16 protein-coding genes and 6 tRNA genes are annotated in these 19,354 nt (G+C 28.7%); 10 read left to right on the forward strand and 12 right to left on the reverse strand.

Annotated features, from left to right (window positions below; genetic code table 11):
* Positions 1-13: 13 nt before the first annotated feature.
* Positions 14-95: transfer RNA gene (locus VF849_00270), tRNA-Leu, on the reverse strand.
* Between the two features lie 241 nt (positions 96-336).
* On the opposite strand from VF849_00270, the gene VF849_00275 reads away from it, so the two are divergent.
* Genes VF849_00275 through VF849_00285 form a run of 3 tightly spaced genes read left to right on the forward strand, consistent with a single transcriptional unit; the run spans position 337 to position 3,190 of the window.
* Positions 337-2,229, forward strand: coding sequence for a VacB/RNase II family 3'-5' exoribonuclease (locus VF849_00275; GenBank protein HEX9232485.1), 1,893 nt, complete (start codon positions 337-339; stop codon positions 2,227-2,229).
* Complete coding sequence (locus VF849_00280) at positions 2,226-2,753, forward strand: 50S ribosomal protein L25 (GenBank protein HEX9232486.1); 528 nt, start codon at positions 2,226-2,228, stop codon at positions 2,751-2,753. Before VF849_00275 ends, VF849_00280 begins: the two co-directional genes overlap by 4 nt.
* Positions 2,750-3,190: a nucleoside deaminase gene (locus tag VF849_00285; protein ID HEX9232487.1), complete on the forward strand. Its 441-nt coding sequence runs from the start codon at positions 2,750-2,752 to the stop codon at positions 3,188-3,190. Before VF849_00280 ends, VF849_00285 begins: the two co-directional genes overlap by 4 nt.
* Here the strand turns inward: VF849_00285 and VF849_00290 are convergent.
* The 4 genes from VF849_00290 to VF849_00305 all read right to left on the reverse strand — a co-directional run bounded on the left by VF849_00290 (position 3,179) and on the right by VF849_00305 (position 7,013).
* Positions 3,179-4,063: an RNA polymerase sigma factor RpoD/SigA gene (locus tag VF849_00290; GenBank protein HEX9232488.1), complete on the reverse strand. Its 885-nt coding sequence runs from the start codon at positions 4,061-4,063 to the stop codon at positions 3,179-3,181. The two genes, VF849_00285 and VF849_00290, sit on opposite strands and share 12 nt — an antisense overlap.
* A 28-nt stretch (positions 4,064-4,091) precedes the next feature.
* On the reverse strand, positions 4,092-6,251 hold the full coding sequence (locus VF849_00295) for a polyribonucleotide nucleotidyltransferase (protein ID HEX9232489.1): 2,160 nt from the start codon (positions 6,249-6,251) through the stop codon (positions 4,092-4,094).
* Positions 6,252-6,280: 29 nt separating this feature from the next.
* Positions 6,281-6,535, reverse strand: a complete 255-nt coding sequence (rpsO, locus tag VF849_00300) for a 30S ribosomal protein S15 (GenBank protein ID HEX9232490.1) — start codon at positions 6,533-6,535, stop codon at positions 6,281-6,283.
* A gap of 199 nt (positions 6,536-6,734) precedes the next feature.
* Positions 6,735-7,013 carry a hypothetical protein gene (locus tag VF849_00305; GenBank protein ID HEX9232491.1) on the reverse strand — a complete coding sequence of 93 codons (279 nt, stop codon included), beginning with the start codon at positions 7,011-7,013 and terminating at the stop codon, positions 6,735-6,737.
* Positions 7,014-7,182: 169 nt separating this feature from the next.
* On the opposite strand from VF849_00305, the gene VF849_00310 reads away from it, so the two are divergent.
* Entirely contained in the window at positions 7,183-7,425 is a 243-nt protein-coding gene (locus VF849_00310) for a type B 50S ribosomal protein L31 (GenBank protein HEX9232492.1), read from the forward strand.
* A gap of 9 nt (positions 7,426-7,434) precedes the next feature.
* Here the strand turns inward: VF849_00310 and tsaD are convergent, their stop codons facing one another.
* On the reverse strand, positions 7,435-8,448 hold the full coding sequence (tsaD, locus tag VF849_00315; protein HEX9232493.1) for a tRNA (adenosine(37)-N6)-threonylcarbamoyltransferase complex transferase subunit TsaD: 1,014 nt from the start codon (positions 8,446-8,448) through the stop codon (positions 7,435-7,437).
* 16 nt (positions 8,449-8,464) lie between these two features.
* On the opposite strand from tsaD, the gene VF849_00320 reads away from it, so the two are divergent.
* The 3 genes from VF849_00320 (at position 8,465) to VF849_00330 (ending at position 8,720) form a co-directional block, all read left to right on the forward strand.
* A tRNA-Ser gene (locus VF849_00320) sits at positions 8,465-8,554 on the forward strand.
* A 10-nt stretch (positions 8,555-8,564) separates the two neighbouring features.
* Positions 8,565-8,639 (forward strand) — tRNA-Pro (locus VF849_00325).
* Positions 8,640-8,646: 7 nt separating this feature from the next.
* Positions 8,647-8,720 (forward strand) — tRNA-Arg (locus tag VF849_00330).
* 11 nt (positions 8,721-8,731) lie between these two features.
* Here VF849_00330 and VF849_00335 read toward each other — a convergent pair.
* The 6 genes from VF849_00335 to VF849_00360 form a co-directional block, all read right to left on the reverse strand.
* Positions 8,732-8,817 (reverse strand) — tRNA-Leu (locus tag VF849_00335).
* 3 nt (positions 8,818-8,820) lie between these two features.
* A tRNA-Gly gene (locus VF849_00340) sits at positions 8,821-8,893 on the reverse strand.
* Positions 8,884-11,394, reverse strand: coding sequence for a DNA mismatch repair protein MutS (gene mutS, locus VF849_00345; protein ID HEX9232494.1), 2,511 nt, complete (start codon positions 11,392-11,394; stop codon positions 8,884-8,886). Before mutS ends, VF849_00340 begins: the two co-directional genes overlap by 10 nt.
* A gap of 57 nt (positions 11,395-11,451) precedes the next feature.
* Positions 11,452-12,699 carry an ATP-dependent Clp protease ATP-binding subunit ClpX gene (gene clpX, locus VF849_00350; protein HEX9232495.1) on the reverse strand — a complete coding sequence of 416 codons (1,248 nt, stop codon included), beginning with the start codon at positions 12,697-12,699 and terminating at the stop codon, positions 11,452-11,454.
* Positions 12,700-12,711: 12 nt separating this feature from the next.
* On the reverse strand, positions 12,712-13,380 hold the full coding sequence (locus VF849_00355; protein ID HEX9232496.1) for an ATP-dependent Clp protease proteolytic subunit: 669 nt from the start codon (positions 13,378-13,380) through the stop codon (positions 12,712-12,714).
* 305 nt (positions 13,381-13,685) lie between these two features.
* The gene (locus tag VF849_00360) at positions 13,686-13,820 is read right to left on the reverse strand and encodes a hypothetical protein (GenBank protein HEX9232497.1); all 135 of its coding nucleotides are present in this window, start codon (positions 13,818-13,820) and stop codon (positions 13,686-13,688) included.
* Positions 13,821-15,712: 1,892 nt separating this feature from the next.
* Here VF849_00360 and VF849_00365 point away from each other — a divergent pair.
* From VF849_00365 to VF849_00375, 3 genes are all read left to right on the forward strand, one after another.
* Positions 15,713-16,156, forward strand: a complete 444-nt coding sequence (locus VF849_00365; protein ID HEX9232498.1) for a SufE family protein — start codon at positions 15,713-15,715, stop codon at positions 16,154-16,156.
* On the forward strand, positions 16,147-16,791 hold the full coding sequence (tsaB, locus tag VF849_00370) for a tRNA (adenosine(37)-N6)-threonylcarbamoyltransferase complex dimerization subunit type 1 TsaB (GenBank protein HEX9232499.1): 645 nt from the start codon (positions 16,147-16,149) through the stop codon (positions 16,789-16,791). Before VF849_00365 ends, tsaB begins: the two co-directional genes overlap by 10 nt.
* 1,284 nt (positions 16,792-18,075) lie before the next feature.
* Complete coding sequence (locus VF849_00375; protein ID HEX9232500.1) at positions 18,076-19,314, forward strand: aspartate kinase; 1,239 nt, start codon at positions 18,076-18,078, stop codon at positions 19,312-19,314.
* Positions 19,315-19,354: the final 40 nt, after the last annotated feature.

Below are 19,354 nucleotides of genomic sequence, written 5' to 3' on the forward strand. Positions count from 1 at the left end.
TATAAAATAAATGTGCGGGTGAAGGGATTCGAACCCCCAAGCATCTAAGCACCAGATCCTAAATCTAGCGTGTCTACCAATTTCACCACACCCGCATACAGCCCTATTTCTTCTTTTTCTGTCTATTTAGCCTACTCCTTTTTTTTCTTTTATGAGTTGCAATTTTTCTTCTTTTTCTTTTTCTACCGTTTGGCATATTTTTTATTTTTTATATGATATAATATATCATTTGTTTGGAACATAATCAAGCTTGTTCCGTTTTTTTTTTTTTAAAAACTTTTAACAAAAATTTATAAAGTATTTTTATTCATATGATGAACTATCAGCTAAAAAAAAATGGATGTAGGTAGGATTAACATTACCCATTTTGGATATGCCTTTGTAAGTGTATATGGTATTGAAAAATATATTTTTATTCCAAAAAAAAAAACGGAACAAGCTTTAGGAGGAGATAAGGTTATCGTAAAAATAAAAAAAAAAAATAGACCTGAAGGTAAAGTAGTATATACTCTTGATATTGAGATTAAAAAAAAATATTATTTAGGTACGTTAAGTTTAGCTAAAACAGCATCTTATGGATTTGTACAGGTAGATAATAATTATATTTACGTAGATATTTTTATTAAAAAAAAAAATCTTAATAAAGCAAAGAATAAAGATAAGGTTATTGTAGAGATTGTTTATTGGGAAACAATCTCTACCCATCCTAGAGGGAATATTATAGAAATATTAGGGGTTTCTGGATTTAAGAAAACAGAAATTTCTGCTATATTAATAGAATATGGATGGCCAGTTGCAGATAAAGTTGAAATAAAATCAAAAAAAATACCAGAAAAAATTAGTTTAGAAGAAATAAGACTTCGAAGAGACTTTAGATCAGAAATAACTTTTACCGTAGACCCATTTGATGCAAAAGACTTTGACGACGCTCTATCATTAAAAAAACTTGGAGAAAAGACTTGGGAAATAGGAGTACATATTTCTGATGTTTCTTATTATCTTATAGAAGGAAGTTTCCTTGACATGGAAGCTTCTAAACGTGCTACATCAATTTATTTTGTAGATTTTATAGTTCCAATGTTCCCAAAAATTTTATCTAACCATTTTTGGTCTCTTCTTCCAGATAAAGAAAGACTTTGTTTTTCTGCCATATTTGAATATGAAATTAACAAAAAAGCTAAACTTTTAAAAAGTTGGTTTGGAAAAACCATTATAAAGTCAGACAAAAGATTTACTTATGAAGAAGTGCAAGAAATAATAGAAAAACCTTACGGAACTTTCTATGATGAAATTATTATTATAGAAAAATTAGCCAAAAAATTAAGAAAAGAACGATTAGATAGAGGATCTATAAACTTTAATAAAGCAGAAATTAAATTTATTTTAGATGGACACCATAATACTAAAAAAATTTTTTTAAAAAAAAACAAAATGGCAAATTTTCTTATTGAAGAATTAATGCTATTAGCAAATAAAAAGGTATCAGAATTTGTAAGTATCAAAAAGTTAAGCCCTTACATTTATAGAGTTCATGATAAACCCAACTCAGAAAAATTGTTAGTATTAAAGAAAATAATAAAAACATTGGGATATACAATAAATCTAAGAAATAGTAAAACGATGGCTTATTCAATGAATTCTTTATTAGAATTCGTTAAAAATAAACCAGAGGAAAATATTATTATTACTTTTGCGATGCAGGCAATGAGTAAAGCGAAGTATTCGACAAATAATATTGGACATTATGGTCTATTTTTTTATTATTATAGCCATTTTACATCTCCTATTCGTAGATATTCCGATATTATGGCCCATCGTTTATTAGATATCTATTTAAAAAATGGAAAATCTCCATCAAAAGAGATATACGAAAAAAAAGCAGAACATTGCAGTTCTAAAGAAAAAATAGCTTATGAAGTGGAATTAGTTTACATAAAATACATGCAGGTCAAATACATGGAATGTTTTCATGGAAATGAATTTGAAGGAATAATATCTGGATTTAACGAATTTGGAATTTCTGTAGAATTGGAACTATCAAAAGTTGAAGGAATTATACTTCTTCGTAATATGAAGGATGATAATTATGAATTTTATTCTCCTAAATACAGAGTTATAGGTGAAAAATACGGACGTAGCTACCATTTAGGACAAAGGGTTCTAGTAAAAGTAGAAGAGGTTAATATAGAAAAAAGAACCATTAACTTCCAATTAAAAAAAAACTTATGAATACAATAATAATTCAAGTAGAAAATAGAAAAAATTTAGGGAAAAAAGCCAGAAAAATTTTGTTAAATTATGGAAAAATTCCCTGTGTCCTTTATGGAGGAAAGGAGAATATTTTATTTTCTGTCCAATCAGAACTCTTTAAAAAGTTAATTTATCCTTCCATTGTTTTCCTTGAATTTCTAGAGGAGAAGAAAAAAATTAGATCAATTCTAAAGGAGATCCAATTCCATCCAGTATCTGATACTATTTTACATGCAGATTTTTCAAAATTATTGGAAGGTCAAAAAATTGAATTAGAAGTCCCTATAAAAATTATAGGTCGTTCTCTGGGAATAGGTAAGGGAGGTAAAATAACCATTTTTTTAAAAAATCTTAAAATAAGAGCTCTTCCTGAAAAAATGCCTAATTATATAGAATTAGATATTACGGATCTTGACATAGGAGATAGTCTTAGAGTTAAAGAGATTTTAACTAAATATAAAATATTAAACGATTATGAATCTGTTATTTTAACAATAAAATGATTTTTTCGCCTGATTTTTACTTTATGAATATAGCTTTGAAAGAAGCTAAATGTGCTTTTGAAAAGGACGAGGTTCCTATTGGGGCTGTAATTGTTAGAAACGGAAAAATTATCACAAAAGCACATAACCTTGTGGAAAGATTAAGCAATGTGACAGCTCATGCTGAAATGCAGTCAATTATTTTAGCTTCTAAAATAGAAGGTAAATATTTACAAAAATGTACCATTTATGTAACTTTAGAACCATGTTTTATGTGCACTGGAGCTCTGTTTTGGGCAAAAATAAAAAGAGTAGTCTTTGGAGCAAGAAAAATGATAAATGAAAGGCATTTGTTACATCCTAGAACAAGGATTACGAAAGGAATAATGGAAAAAGAATGTAAAGACATTTTACAAAAATTCTTTCGTACTAAAAGAAAAAATAATTTAGTCACCTAAATAAGGAACAAGCAAATTTATTACTGAAGAATGTCTTAATTTTTTCAATCCACAAGTTTCAATTTGTCTAATACGTTCTCTTGTCAAAGAGCATACCTTTCCTACTTCTTCTAAGGTCATTGGAGGGGACCCTCCAAGACCAAAGTGTAAAGTTATAACGAGCCTTTCACGATCATTAAGTGTTGAATTTAACGCTCTTTCAATATCTTTGCGTAGATATTCTTGATCTAGAGATCTATCTGGTCTAGTATATTCTTCGTGTCTAATTACATCGTATAGATTAGCATCTTCTCTATCTACTAATGGAGCATCCATAGAAATTTGACGTACAGAATTTTTTATAGAATCTTCTACAGATTTTTCAAGAATATTTAAATTTTCTGCAATTTCTCTTATGGAAGGGGTTCTTTGAAGTTTTTGCTCTAAATGAGTTGCTGTCTTATTAATTTTGTTTAATAATCCTATTTTATTGGTAGGCTGACGAACGCAGCGAGACAGTTCTGCAATAGCTTGCATAATAGATTGGCGAATCCACCAAACCGCATAAGAGATGAATTTAAACCCTTTTGTATGATCAAAACGAGAAGCAGCTTTTAGAAGGCCTAAATTTCCTTCATTAATGATATCTCCCAAAGAAAGACCTTGATTTTGATACTTCTTAGCAACAGATACCACAAAGCGTAAATTAGCTTCAATAAGTCTTTGATAAGCAGTTTTAATTACTCGTTTATTAGAAATATCTTTAATTGATCTAGCAAATTCTCTTTCTTTTTTGGGGGATAGAAGACGGATTTTACCAATATCTTTAAGATATTTATCTAAAGATTCGGAATCCCAATTAGTTCCTTGCCTGGTAATTTTAAGTTGTCTCATATTTAATTTATATTTTTAATTTAAAGATCTATTCAACATAGGACTCTTTTATGCTCTGAGGTAGAAGTACTTTTCTAGAAAGTTTAATTTTTTTTCCATCAATTCCTATCAATTTTACTTTGATTTCATCTCCAATTTTTAGAACATTTTCTACTTTATTCAATCTTTTATTATCAATTTCAGAAATATGTAGTAATCCTTCCACTCCTTTAGCTAATTCAACAAAAGCCCCAAAATCTTTAATTGATTTTACTTTTGCCTTGTAAATACCCCCTATTTTTGGAAAAAAAGTAATAGACTTTATAATATCAATTGCTTTATGAATTTTATTAAAATTTTTTCCAAAAACTTCTACTAATCCAACTCCTCCTTTTTCTTCTATAGAAATAGAAGTATCTGTATACTCCTGTATTTCTTGAATGACTTTTCCGCCTGAACCTATTACCGAACCAATGAAATCTTTTGGAATATCCAAATAAATAATTTTTGGCGCACTATCTTTAAGATTTTTTCTTGAAACTGGAAGAGTTTCTATAATTTTTTGAAAAATTTGCAACCTTCCCTCTCTAGCCTGAAAGAGAACTTTTTCTAAAATATTATAAGGAACTCCTCTATTCTTAATATCCATTTGGCATGCTGTTACCCCAAATTTTGTTCCTGCAATTTTAAAATCCATATCCCCAAAATAATCTTCCTCACTTAAAAGATCTGAAATTATTACCCCTTCGTTTGTTATTTCGTCATAAACGAATCCCATAGAAATTCCAGCTACTGGCTTTTTAATAGAAATACCAGCATCCATTAATGCTAAGGTTCCAGAACAAACAGAAGCCATAGAAGAAGACCCATCTGATTCAAGTGTATCCGAAACTAACCTAATAGTATATGGATTTTCATTTGGAATGATGCTATTTAAAGCTCTCTGTGCTAAGATTCCATGCCCAATCTCTCTTCGAGAAACGCCTAGTATTTGCCTAATATCTCCAGTAGAAAATGGAGGGAAATTATAATGTAGATAAAATTTTTCTCTATTTTCTAAAACTGCACTATCAATTCTGTTAACATCAATGGAAGAACCTAAAGTTACCGTTACTAGAGATTGAGTATCTCCTCTAGTAAAAAGCGCAGACCCATGCACGTTTGGAAGATAATTGACTAAGCTCCATATTGGACGAATTTGTTTCAGGGTTCTTCCATCAATACGAATATAATTTTTTAGTATCAAAAAACGAACAACTTGTCTTTTTATATCATTAAAATATTTTTTTATACAGATTTCTTTTCTTTCATAAAGTTCTTCAGTTAGAAGCTTTTTAAAAGCTTTTAAAACTTTTTCATATTTCCTAGATCTCTTTTTCTTCCCTAAGAAACTTTTAGAAATATTTCTAATTTCCTCGTATGAAAACTCATAAAGCCTATTTTTTATTTTTTCTTCAAAAAAATTCTTATTGTTTATATAATAAGAATAATATTTTTTTTTAGGTTTTATTTTCTGTAATAATCTGTGTTGGGCTTCTATCTGAATTTTAACATATTCATGAGCTTCTTTAAGGGCTTGTAGAAAATGTTCTTCATAAATTTCTTTCATTTCTCCATCTATCATAACAATAGCATCTTTAGATGCCCCTATGACCAAATCCATATCCAATTTTTCAATATGCTCAATTATAGGATTTAGAATAAATTTACCATTATTTTTAATAATACGTACTTCTGATATAGGCCCATTGAATGGTACCCCAGATATAATTAGAGCCGCAGAAGCAGCTAAACCTGCTAGACTATCAGGTAAAACCTCCCCTTCTCCATAAGATAGAAGAGTAATCATTACCTGAATCGCTTTTGAAAAGTTTTTCGGTAATAATGGGCGAAGTACCCTATCAACTAAACGCATGGTTAATATTTCTTCGTTAGAGGGTCTCCCTTCTCTTTTAACAAATCCGCTTGGAATTTTACCTCCTGCATAATATTTTTCTCTATATGAAACTTTCAAAGGAAAATAATTTTCTTTATGCTCTTCAATTTTATCTCCTATTGCTACTGTTGCTAAAAGGATTGTATTTCCCATACGAACTACAACAGATCCATCTGCTCTTCTAGCTAAGAACTCTGCTTCTATTGTAAGAACCCTTCCGTCTTTCAAAAATACGGTTTCTTTTATTGCTTTATTGGTAACTTTAAACGTCATATAATTTTTTTATTTAAAAAATAATCTTCTTATCTAAGATTAAATTTTTCTATAATATTATCGTATAATGATTTCTTTTTTTTTAGATACTTAAGCAATCTCTTTCTCTTACCTACCAAATTTACCAAAGCTCTCTCTGAATTGAGATCTTTTTTATTTAGTTCAAGATGCTTATTTAAATGGTTTATCCTAAAGGATAATAAAGCTATTTGGGATTGAGTAGAACCTGTATTTTCTTCAAATCCTCCATATTTTTTAAAAATTTTTTTTTTAGAAAAGTGCATAATTAACAACTTTTAAAATAAAAAATTATTCCATTTTATTAGAGCCATATATGGAAACTATTCCTAAAGTCAAAGTAATAATTTTTTTTACTAAAAACCCTTTATCCAGAAACACTTTCTCTATATGAGATATATGCGAAAAAGAAAATATTGAACGTTGTAAGTAATAGTAAACAATTTTGTCACAGAGATATAAATTTTAGGGTAAAAGGTATATAAATATTTTAGAATCTTTCTTTTTGGTTTGGAAAACTCCACCCACTCTATGAATTTCTTTGAAACAAAGATCTTCGCAAGCCAAAAGACACTGGAACTGCGTAAAAAAAATTACTTTAAAAAAGCATAGTCCCTTTAACATTTTTATACGATTCTCTAATTTTAGAGTTTTTATTTTTTTTCTTCCTATTTCAAGCATTCCATCAGAAATATCGTGACCTATAACATCTAGTCCCTTTATTATTTTAACTTCCTGTTCCATATGCTAAATCCAATACTTTTTTGGATAAAAAAGAATAAATAACAGAGACTACTTTCTTACGCCATGTAAAAGAAGCTCCAAAAGAAAGAATAAATACGATCAAACATTTTTGAAATTTGACTATTTTTATAAATATTCATAATTTATACGGATAAATTTTTTTTTTAATATGAAAAAAAATATTCATCCAGAAAATTATAGATTAGTTGCTTTTAAAGATATAAGTAGTGGAGATTGGTTTATTAGTCGATCAACTGTTAAAACAAAAGATACGATAAAAATTGAAGATATGGACTATCCTCTGTATAAGATGGAAATTTCCAGCAAATCTCATCCATTTTTTACAGGGAAAATTAAATTCGTGGATACAGAAGGACGTATAGAAAAATTTATTAAAAAATATAAAAAATGATTTTTTCTCCTATTTTTTAGGACCCATACTAAAATGGGAAAACTTCTTTTTTCTATAACTTAGAAAACCAACTAGCGCAATCATAGCTGCATTATCCAAAGTATATTCTTTGGGTAAAAGATAACTTTCCCACCCTTTTTGGAAAGAAATATGGAAAAATCGTTTCCGAAATTCTGAGTTTTCGGAAACTCCTCCAGCAATAGCTACTTTATGAATTTTTGTTATCAAAACAGCGTTTTCAATTTTCTCAATTAGAAGATCACAAATAACTTTTTGGAAAGAAGCGCATAAATCTGGTAAGTTTTTTTTAATAAACATGGAATCTATGTTTAATTGTTTTTTAGTAAAAAATAAAATATGAGTCTTCAATCCACTGAAACTAAAATTTAATCCATTTATCTTAGGTTTTGAAAAAGAAAAACGATTAGGATTTCCCCCAATCGCATATTTATCAATTAAAGGCCCTCCTGGATATGGAAACCCCCAGAGTTTTGCCACTTTATCAAAAGTTTCTCCCACAGAATCATCAACCGATTGACCTAACAAATTAATTTTGAAAAAATTTTTTACAAGTACTATTTTTGTATGTCCTCCACTTATAGTCAAACATAAAAAAGGAAAATCTGGAGGAGTATAATGAACCCCTTCAATAAAATGAGCTAAAATATGAGCTCTAACATGATGCACTCCAATTAGTGGTATATTTAGTGTCAAAGCTAAAGATTTAGCAAAAGAAGCACCTACAAATAAAGACCCAATAAGACCAATACCTATAGTAAAAGAAACTGCATTCAACTGATCTTTAGATATTTTTGCTGAAGAAAGAGCTTTTTGAATGATGTAAACTATATTTTTTTGGTGAAATCTAGAGGCTAATTCTGGTATTACTCCACCAAAGTTTTTATGGATTTCTTGGGTGGATACTTCGTTTGAAAGTATCCGAAACCCTTTACAAAGGGAGGCTGATGTTTCATCGCAAGATGATTCTATACCCAAAATAATAGGTGTTACAGTTTCTCTCATTTTTAGAAAAATTAAAGGAGAGTTGCCAGAGATGGTTAAACGGAACAGTTTGCTAAACTGTCGACAGAAATATTCTGTCGCGTGGGTTCAAATCCCACACTCTCCGTTCCACTACACGGGGTGTGGCGTAGTTTGGGTATCGCGCCTGGTTTGGGACCAGGCGATCGAAGGTTCGAATCCTTCCACCCCGATCCTAAAGGTCGCGTAGCTCAGTTGGATAGAGCACTTGCCTTCTAAGTAAGAGGTCACAGGTTCGAAACCTGTCGTGATCCCAATTACAGTGTACCTATGACGGGATTCGAACCCGTATAGCCCATAAAGGCTACAGGAGTTTAAGTCCAGCGTGTCTACCAATTCCACCACACAGGCATTAGCGAGAGACGGGTTTCGAACCCGTGACCTCGACCTCGGCATGGTCGTACTCTGCCAACTAAGCTACTCTCGCATTTTTATCATTTTTTTAAACTCATGCAGTTTTATTAATGCCTCTACAGGAGAGAAAAGATTCAAATCTATCTTTAGAAGATTATCTCTTATGGATTCAAGAGTTTTATCTTTAAAAAACTTTAATTGAAAGTTGAAAATTTCAGTAGCTCGTTGAATTACGAGAAAGGGAACTCCAGCCATTTTTGCAACGTGAATACCATAACTGTGTTCGCTTTCTCCTTGTATAAGTTTATACAAGAAAACTACTTTTCCATCTATTTCCTTTACGGAAACATTAAAATTTTTAATTCTTTTAAAAAATCTAGACATTTCACTTAATTCATGGAAATGTGTAGCAAATAAAGTTTTAGGTCTTTTAACATGCTTATGGAGAAATTCCGTTATCGCCCAAGCAATGGATATTCCATCATAAGTACTTGTCCCTCTTCCAATTTCGTCAAAAATTATCAAGCTTCTATCTGAAAAATTGTTCAAAATATTTGCAGTTTCACTCATTTCAACCATGAAAGTTGATTCTCCGAGAGAGATATTATCAGAAGCTCCAACTCTACTAAAAATTTTGTCTATTATACCAATTTTAGCACTTTTAGCCGAAACATAACTTCCAATATGTGCCATTAGAACAATCAATGCTGTTTGCCGAAGGATCGCAGATTTTCCAGCCATATTAGGCCCTGTAATCATTAAAATCTGTTGATAAACTCTATTAAGAATAATGTCATTAACTATATAAGTTTTACCAATATTTTCAATTATAGGATGTCTTCCCTTAAAAATTTCTAAATCAAAAGATTCGTCTAATACTGGCCTGATGTAATTATTTACAGACGAACAAATAGAAAAAGAATGAAAAACATCAATACAAGCTATATTTCTTGCGTTTTCTTGCATAATTTTTATAAATCCAGAAAGATGGAGAATTAATTTATTAAAAATCTCCTTTTCTAAGGAAAAGATTTTTTTTTCAATTCCCAAAACTTTAGCCTCATACTCTTTTAGCTCTTCGCTAATATATCGTTCAGAATTTGCTAAGGTTTGTTTACGAATCCATCTACTCGGAACTTTATTTTTATATGCATTTCTGATTTCTATATAATACCCAAAGATTCTGTTGAAAGAAATTTTCAAACTTCCAATACCTGTACAGTTACGCTCTTTTAAGCAAAGTTTTTCAATAGAATCTTGACTTGAAGACATCAAGTCACGTAAATAATCTAGCTCTTTAGAATAACCTTTTGCGATAACATTTCCCTTATTAATTTGATAAGGAGGATCAGAAGAAAGTGTTTTCATAATTATGTCGTTAACTCCATTCCAAGAATGGAGTTTTTCAGCTAAAATTTTAAATACAGATGATTTTTCATTTGAAAAAATTTTTTTAATTGTAGAAATTGCTACCAAAGATTTATGCAAAACGATTACCTCTCTAGGTGAGATACGTTTAGAAGAAATTTTAAAGGTGAGTCTTTCCACGTCCGATATTCTTTTAAGTTGATCAAAGATTCTTGAAGAGATGTTTTTTTTATCCAAAAATTCAAATACGGCATTATGTCTTTCTTCAATTTTTGAAATATTTTTCAGCGGAAATAAAATCCACCTTTTCAGTAGCCTAGCTCCTGTTGTAGATACTGTTTTATCAAGAATATCAATTAGTGACAAACCTTTATCGTTAAGAGATTTTACTATTTCAAGATTTCTCAAAGTAAAATCATCTAACCATATATGTTTTTCTTCTTCCATTTGGTTAATAGAAGATATATGTTCAAGGCAATGATGGTGAGTATCAGAAAGATACTGTAAAACAGCTCCAGCAGCTGAGATCCCTAAAGATAAATTTTCAATTCCGAACCCTTTAAGAGATTTTATTTGAAAGAGACGAGTCAGTTTTTCGTAAGCTGCGTTATATTCAAAAACCCAATCAAACATAGCATAATTCCTATACTCTACCCCAAAAACAATATTAAATATATTTTTAAATTTTTTTGGGTAAATAATTTCATTTGGCTGAAAACGTTTCACTAAATCATTTAAATGTTTTGTGGAATTCTCTAAAAGAAAAAATTCTCCAGAAGAAATATCCAATAATGCAGCTCCACCCTTCTCTCTTTCCCAGAAAAGAGAGATTAAAAAATTGTTAGTACGAGAATCAAAGATTTGATCGTTTAACGCTAGAGATGGGGTAACTAATTCTGTAACATCTCTTTTTAGAAGAGAATTAGACTGAGATTCTTCTAACTGATCACAAATAGCTACACGAAAACCAGCTCTAACAAGTTTTGGTAGATAAGAGTCAATGGAATGATATGGAAATCCAGCTAAATCAATATTAGAACGTTTTGTCAAAGCAATATTAAGTATTTGAGAACATTTAATAGCATCTTCTGCTAAAGCTTCGTAAAAATCCCCCACTCTAAAGAGTAATAATGCATCTGTATATCTTGATTTTATAGCATAATACTGCTTAAGAAGTGGGGTATTTTTATCTTCATTTGTTTTCACATTATTTACTAAATTGTATACGCTACACGCTTTAATCAAGCTCCTATTAAAATTTATTTAATTTAAGTAACAAAGTGGACGAATCTTATTGAGGATAAACTCTTTATCAATTAAAAGATTTACAGGACCATCTATATCAAACATTAGATCTCTTAAAAGATATTCGCAAAAAGAACGCAAACCTCTAGCGCCTAAATTAAATTCCAAAGACTTTTCAGAAATAATATCTAAAGCTTCATCGGTAAAATTTAAAGATCTTTTATCCAAAGAGAAGATCTTTTGATATTGTTTAATCAAGGAGTTATTGGGTTCTAATAAAATCCTTTTCAGAATACTAGGATCCAAAGGATCCAAGTGAACAAGAACTGGAAAACGCCCTATTAGCTCAGGAATTAAGCCAAATTCCTGAATATCCTGAGCCAGAACAAACTGTAAAAGGTTTTCTCTATTTTTCATTTCTTTTTTTTTTGTTTGATACCCTATTCTGGATAAATTCAATCTATTGGAGATTATTCTCTCTAAACCATCGAAAGACCCTCCTGATATAAACAATATTTTCTTAGTATTTATTGGGATCATTCTTTGATCTGGATGTTTTCTACCACCTTGAGGTGGTATGTGAACAATAGACCCTTCTAATATTTTCAGCAAAGCTTGTTGTACCCCTTCCCCAGAAACATCACGGGTAATAGAAGGGTTATCTCCTCTCCTAGCTATTTTGTCTAATTCGTCAATAAAAACTATTCCTTGTTCTGCATATTTTAGATCGTAATCTGCAGCTTGTAATAATCTGGTTAATATGCTTTCTACATCTTCCCCCACATATCCCGCTTCTGTAAAGACAGTTGCATCTACTATGGTAAAAGGTACCTTTAAAAGTTGGGAAATACTTTGTGCAAGTAAAGTCTTTCCTGTTCCAGTAGCCCCAATCATCAAAATATTAGATTTTTCCAAATCTAATCCATCCTCCAAATAATCATAGGATGCGATGCATTTATAGTGATTGTAAATCGACACAGAAAGTGTCTTTTTAGCCTCATCCTGGCCTATAACATGTTTATCTAAATAAAATTTAATATCTTTAGGAGTCATAAAATTTCTTAAATTTTTATTGTTATTCTGAGTATACTGAGGTGTATGAAGTATAGGCCTTTTGAATTTGAAAAAGGATCTCTTTTTCATTAAGAGACTAGCTTGAGATATACAATGATCACAGATATACCCTTCTTCTTCTACTCCACCTATGAGTACAATTACTTCTGCTCTTTTTCGGCCACAAAAACCACATTTAAACTCTCTTTTCATTACTTTTTATTTTTATTCTGCCCCTAATACTTCATCAATAATTCCATATTTCAAAGCTTCTTCAGAAGTCATCCAAAAATCTCTATCAGAATCTTTTTCAACTTTCTCAAAAGATTGTTTGCTATGATGCGCGATAATTTCATATATTTCCCTTTTTATATTATTGATTTCACGCAATGAAATCTCAACATCAGAAGCTGGGCCATATACTCCACCTATAGGCTGATGTAGCATTATCCTGGAATGCTTTAATCCTGCTCTTTTTCCCTTTGTGCCTGCACAAAGCAATACTGCTGCCATAGAAGCCGACATTCCTGTACAAATTGTGGCAATATCAGGTGAAACCATTTGCATTGTATCGTAAATACCCAATCCAGAATAAACGGATCCTCCAGGAGAATTAATATAAATCCGAATTTCCTTATTATTAACTGATTGCAAAAATAATAACTGGGCTTGAATAATATTAGCTACTTGATCATTTATATAAGTCCCTAGAAATAAGATTCTATCCATCATTAACCTGGAAAAAACATCTATTTGAGCAACATTTAATTTACGTTCTTCAGTAATATAAGGTGTTATAGAAGATTCATAAAAAGATTTTAAAGAATCCTCATAATAATGTAAGGACAAGCTGCTAATGCCCTTATTCTTGATAGCATATTTTTTAAAATCCACTGAATTTTAGTTTTAATTAATTAAATTAATATAAGCATTTATAAAAAAAAAATCAAGAGATAGAAATTCATCCAATCTTAAAATTTTTTTTTCTTTATAAGAATTTGGAAAATTTTTAAATCATTAACCAATTTATTTTCAATAAATTTAAAACGAAAAAAATGCTCTATTTCTTTCTTTTTATTTAAATATTTCTCCTTGTTATTCATATATTCCGTAGAATATGAATTCATATATCTATGAATAAAATCTTTGGTAAACTTGAATAAAGTTTTTTCCACAAGTTTCTCTAACAGAATATCATTCTACAAATAATCGTAGACTTTACTGTCATACGAAGATAAAAGTATTTCACTTATTTCTGAATTAAATTCATTAGCGTATTTTTTTGGGTAAAGTTCCTTTAAGGTTCTATATTTACCAATTTTTTTATTATCCATTCTCTTATATGAAGAAATTCCAAATTTTCTTTGGATACTCTTTATTTTTTTAGAAACCTCCTTCTATTCTAAAAGTATTTTAGAAGGAGTATTTATTTTTTTAAAATATATTTTAAATTTAGGAGGAAAAGTTCTATAAAATTTAAAAAAAAAAATACTTGGATTTTCTATTTGCCCCTAAAGTAATTGCTTTTACTAAAATATATTATCGATATATAGAGGCTTGAATTACCTTTTTAAAAATTTTTTTAACTTCATAATTAGTTAGTTTTTCTTCATATATTTACCGAATAAATTCTTTCGGAACTCGTCCCTTTCTAAAACCTGGCAAAAAGGTTTTTTTTCTGTATTTTTTTATTATCTTCTTTACGATTTTACTATAATCCTCTTCGAAAATTGATAAAGAAATTACTGAATTAAATTCGTCAATTTTATGTTTCGTAATATACATTTTTTTTGTATTTTTTTGCTACCAATCCATTTGGATTGGTTCTGTTTAAAAAGTTAATTATCTATTTTTAAAATTATTTACCACAAAATTAGCCCCAATTGAATTTTATATTTACAGTGATATGTACTCATACTCTTTTTTGCTAATTAATTTTATTACTTTGGGCTAGAAAACTCTTATTTACGTTTTCTGTATAAAAACAGAGGATACTGTGTTTTCAAATGGAATGATTGAACTCTCCTTAGGAGTTTTCCTTTCTGGATTGATTTTTATATCCTTGGGAAAGGACATGAAGAATATCTCTTAATGTTCTTAATGTTCTCATTCCTTGATATTCTTTGTGTACTTCCATATCATTGGCTCAGAGCTAATGATATGGACGTTAGAGAGGGGGTTTTAATATTTTTTTTATGTTAGCATGCTTTCATCGGTTAATCATATTGTTTTCTTACCAATTGATCTTATCAAAAAAACATACAGATAGAACTGTATATATTTTTTTTTAAAATTTTGTTGCTTCATTAGTAAGTTTTATCTATTTTCTCCCAATTCTTATAAAGACAAATTTTAAAAAAAAATAAATATTCCCTTAATTATTAAAAGGCTTATACCCTAATGATAGGAGCTATTGTTTTTTCTATTAATCAAAAGCTTGCTTATTATTAAACGATGTATTTATGATTAAATGAACGGACGGCATGCTATCGTATAGCAGCTTTCATAAGCTCCTATGTTATGTCTTTTAGGATCTGTATAGAGCCTTTCTTTATCAATAAAGCTGTAGATGCTAAAATTATTTATAGCAAAATGACTTATTTATTCACTCTAGTAGGATCCGTTATTTATTTTTTTTCATTTGTTAAAATGTCCAGCAAATAGCAAAATTTATGATAAACAAAAAAATATAATAGAACTTTATCTACTGTTCCGTTAATTATGATGGCTGAGGAATTTATAGAAATTTTTCTATTTCCTATAAAGTTGTTGATAGAACTATTATTGGAGTATATATTTCTTTAATAGGAATACTGTTCCAATTTTATTTAATATTTTAGTTTTATTATCCAAATTTGGAATTTTAATAAGTTCTTTAGGAACATTACTACTCAGCCTAGCCTATGCTTCGGCTCCTAGATATGGGTACAAAAGAACTATCCTGTGAATTATCCTAAATGGAAAATGATATTTTTACTATTTTTAGCCTAGATAGGCTGTATCTACTACTTGTGTTCCAAATGGAATTGTTCTAAATATTTTAGAACAAGCAGTATATTTAATGATTGTTTCCTGCTTTTTAAATAATGGCATTGGGTTCTTTTGGAACAAACATAAATTATAGGAATTGAGATTTTATCTCGACTTAGGGCATAACTAATGAAAGGGGTATAGAGAGAGTTTAAAAAAGCAACTCAAGAAGATTTTGAAGATAAAAACCAAGAAGATGAATCTAAAAAGGATAGATGAATTAAGTTATATGAGTATAGTGGAAAGAGAAATAATAGGAGAATTTTCCCACTTTTCAAATTGGGAAGAACGATATGAACATATTATAAATATTGGTAAATCACTTACAAAAATGGAAGAACGAAGTGAAGATAAGCTAATAGGAGGATGCCAATCTAAAGTTTGGATTGGCGCATATTTAAGAAATGGCAATATAATTTTACGAGCTGATAGTGATGCTATTTTACCTAGTGGAATTGCTGCTTTGATGAGTAGAGTTTATTCAGATAAATATCCCAAAGAAATTATACCTGCAAAAATAAATTTTATTTATCATATTGGACTGAATGAGTTAATCTCCCCTATTAGAACTAATGGAATGTTCTCTATGATTAACAAAATTAAATTTTATGCAAAGATTCTTCAGAAGATATGGCCATAATACTTAATATAGAAACTTCCACAAAAAATTGTTCTGTAAGTATTTCTAAAGACGGAAACTGCATTAGTCTTTTTGAGACTAAAAACTATTCTCATTCCGAGAATCTACATGTTTTTATCAAAAAATCTTTGAAAGAAGCAAGAATAAAATTCTCCAATTTAAACGCTCTCTGCGTTAGTAAAGGTCCTGGATCCTATACTGGTTTAAGAATAGGAGTAGCTTCAGCTAAAGGTATTTGTTACGTATTGAATATTCCTCTGCTATCAATAGATACTCTTACTGTAATTAGTAAAGAAATGAATCCTTCATCTGGGTTTTTGATCCCTATGATTGATGCTAATAGTAAAGAAGTTTATACAACCGTATTTGATTCATTTGGTAAAATGCTTTTTCCCATAAAGGCTATTATATTAAATAATAATTCTTATAAAGAATATTCCAATAAAAAAATTCATATAATAGGAGATGGAGCATTCAAAGCTTTGAATGTTTTAAAGCTGGACTTTGAATATCATCCTAATATACTCCCCTCAGCTAAGAATATGGGAGAAATCTCTGATATACTTTTTCAGCAGAAAAAAAATGAAAATATTTTATTCTTTGAACCATTTTATTTTAAAAAAATAGACCATTAAATGGATACTCATAATATTTCCTCTCAATAAAAAATGGATGACATATTCGATTTTTTAAAAAAGAGAAAAAATACACTCATAAATAAAAACTCCCAATCCAAATACATCCTACGCAATCATGCCTGATTATGTTATAAATTTATATGTTATGTCCTATACATTGCTTCTAATTAGACCAATAAAAGTAAGGGGGACAAAAATGGTCAGATCTTTGAAGAAAATAAGATACCTCTTATGGAAATATTCCATACAGCATAAAATAAATTCCATAAATAAGTCCATAATAAGCTAGTGGAAAACATATATTTAGCTATATAATGCATATAATGACTATTAAAAGTTGACATTTTTTAAATATAGAGACCATTTTTAAGTATTCATAAATAGATAAAAAATTTTAAAAAAATAAATGTATATTATATAAAAAAAATAATATGGAATTTATAAATTCATTTGTTTCAGTATGCTAAATAGCATAATCGATAGATTAGGTAATCTCCCTATTATTTTAAGCCTAAAAGCATCTATGATGCTAAAAAAGTGATCATCTATTTTTATCTTTCTACTTTTATCAGTAAATGCTTTATTGAAAATTATTGGGATTGATATCTATTCATTTTCGATCGCTTGATCTAGCGTTTTGTTTTTTATTTACAATGAAATGATTTTAGGACTGTAATTTAGTAAAAGTGAACAGGTTTCTGACTGTATCTTTTACTATAACAGGCTCCTTAACTTCTTTGATTTATATGCGATCCCGTTCCAGTCTGTCTTTTAGCATTGATTTATAACTAATTCTACTTAGCTAGAGAATATTCTGATATTTTCGAAAATATAATAGGAAAAAGTGTATAAAATTTTTGGAATTGTTTTATTGTCTTTTTATAATTTTTACGTTAAATGTCCATTTAATTTTCTACATTTTCTTTAAAAATTAATATTTTTTGCTAAATATTGTAAGTATATTTACTGTGTATCTAACAGATAGATAGAATTCTTTTCTATCTTTGTTTCTCCTAAACAAAGATCTAAGCAACCTTTTAATTCTATTACGATCCACAGATCTTTTAATTTTTTTTTTTAAAATAAAAAAATAAATTTTACGATGAAAAGGTCTAATACCATCTTTCTCAAGATAGAACAGGCAGAAATTTTCTACTGAAAAAGATTTTCCAATTTTAAAAATAATACGAATAGACTTTTTGCCGTTCAAATTAGTTTTTGATGTGTGACAATAAAAATAAACAATAATTGTACATATGACGGATTAAAAAATTTGGCAAATTGGAGATAAAAATTACAAAATTTGGGGGATCTTCAGTAAGAAATGCTCAAAGGATAAAAAAAATTTATAGATTTTTTAGAAAAATAGGGGGAAAAAAAATAATAATAACATCAGCTCTAGGAAAGACAACTAATTTTCTGGAAAGTTTTATAAAAAAGTCTTTTTTAAATAAAAATATTTATAAAGTATATAAAAATCATATTAAAATTTTATATGAATTATTACCAAAAAGTAATAATTTTTTTAACAAAATTGATATTTTTTTTTCTGATTTAAAAATTTTCCTAAAAAAAGATAAATTAAAGGTAGATTTCATTTATGATCAAGTTATTTGTCAAGGGGAACTAATATCTACAAAAATTATTAGCGAATATTTACATTGTATAGGTATTGAGAATATTTGGCTTGATGTTAGAAAATCTATTAGTACGAATAAAATATATAGGTATGGAATAATAGATTGTACAAAATCATTCTCTAAAATCACTAGATTTATTATAGATAGACTAAACTTTACTCAAGGCTTTATAGGTTCTGATTTTAATTATTTTACTACAACTTTGGGTAGGGAAGGATCAGATTATAGTTCATCTATTTTCGCTTCTTTACTAGAAGCGAAAAGTAAAATTATTTGTAAGGAAGTTCCAGGAATTATAAATTCGGATCCTTGGGTTTTTTCAAATTCAAGACTTTTGTATTGTCTATCCTATGAAGGATCTGTTGAATTTTCTTATTATGGAGCATCCTTTTTACATACTAAAACTTTAGTAAGTATACAAAAAAGAAAAATTAAATTACATTTTTTATCATATTTAATGAATGAAAAATTAGGAACTTCCGTAAGAAGCATAAAAAAGGTTATTGCACCAAATAATCTACCTTATTTTTTTAAGAAAAATCATATTTTATTATCATTTTACAGTATAGATCTCTTTTTCATTAAAAATGAATATATTGGAAGAATATTCCAATATATTTCTTTTTCCATTTTAAGGGTCCATTTAATGAAAAATTTTTCCTTAAAATTGACTCTTTGTATAGAAGAGAGTTTTCATTTTATGGAAACTTTTTTTAGTTTTTTAAAAAAAAGGTATAAAATGAAGTTTTATGAAAGAATATATTTCTATACAATAAAAAATTTTGATATCTTTTATCTTGGTGAGTTTACCTGTATAATAAATATAATTTATCATAAAATAAAAAATGGTATAGTTAAGTTGGCCATAAAAACATATTAAGATATTTATACTTCTTAAGTTTAGAAGATTTTTAATAATA

This window comes from Blattabacteriaceae bacterium (genome assembly GCA_036390115.1).
In the GTDB taxonomy this organism is placed as follows: Bacteria; Bacteroidota; Bacteroidia; order Flavobacteriales; family Blattabacteriaceae; genus DASQPV01.

What these genes read in the sequence shown, in the direction of transcription:
- VF849_00275 (HEX9232485.1), top strand. Translation starts at nt 337, where the DNA reads ATGGATGTAGGTAGGATTAACATTACCCATTTTGGATATGCCTTTGTA.
- VF849_00280 (HEX9232486.1), top strand. Translation starts at nt 2,226, where the DNA reads ATGAATACAATAATAATTCAAGTAGAAAATAGAAAAAATTTAGGGAAA.
- VF849_00285 (HEX9232487.1), top strand. Translation starts at nt 2,750, where the DNA reads ATGATTTTTTCGCCTGATTTTTACTTTATGAATATAGCTTTGAAAGAA.
- VF849_00290 (HEX9232488.1), bottom strand. Translation starts at nt 4,063, where the DNA reads ATGAGACAACTTAAAATTACCAGGCAAGGAACTAATTGGGATTCCGAA.
- VF849_00295 (HEX9232489.1), bottom strand. Translation starts at nt 6,251, where the DNA reads ATGACGTTTAAAGTTACCAATAAAGCAATAAAAGAAACCGTATTTTTG.
- rpsO (HEX9232490.1), bottom strand. Translation starts at nt 6,535, where the DNA reads ATGCACTTTTCTAAAAAAAAAATTTTTAAAAAATATGGAGGATTTGAA.
- VF849_00305 (HEX9232491.1), bottom strand. Translation starts at nt 7,013, where the DNA reads ATGGAACAGGAAGTTAAAATAATAAAGGGACTAGATGTTATAGGTCAC.
- VF849_00310 (HEX9232492.1), top strand. Translation starts at nt 7,183, where the DNA reads ATGAAAAAAAATATTCATCCAGAAAATTATAGATTAGTTGCTTTTAAA.
- tsaD (HEX9232493.1), bottom strand. Translation starts at nt 8,448, where the DNA reads ATGAGAGAAACTGTAACACCTATTATTTTGGGTATAGAATCATCTTGC.
- clpX (HEX9232495.1), bottom strand. Translation starts at nt 12,699, where the DNA reads ATGAAAAGAGAGTTTAAATGTGGTTTTTGTGGCCGAAAAAGAGCAGAA.
- VF849_00360 (HEX9232497.1), bottom strand. Translation starts at nt 13,820, where the DNA reads ATGGATAATAAAAAAATTGGTAAATATAGAACCTTAAAGGAACTTTAC.
- VF849_00365 (HEX9232498.1), top strand. Translation starts at nt 15,713, where the DNA reads ATGAATCTAAAAAGGATAGATGAATTAAGTTATATGAGTATAGTGGAA.
- tsaB (HEX9232499.1), top strand. Translation starts at nt 16,147, where the DNA reads ATGGCCATAATACTTAATATAGAAACTTCCACAAAAAATTGTTCTGTA.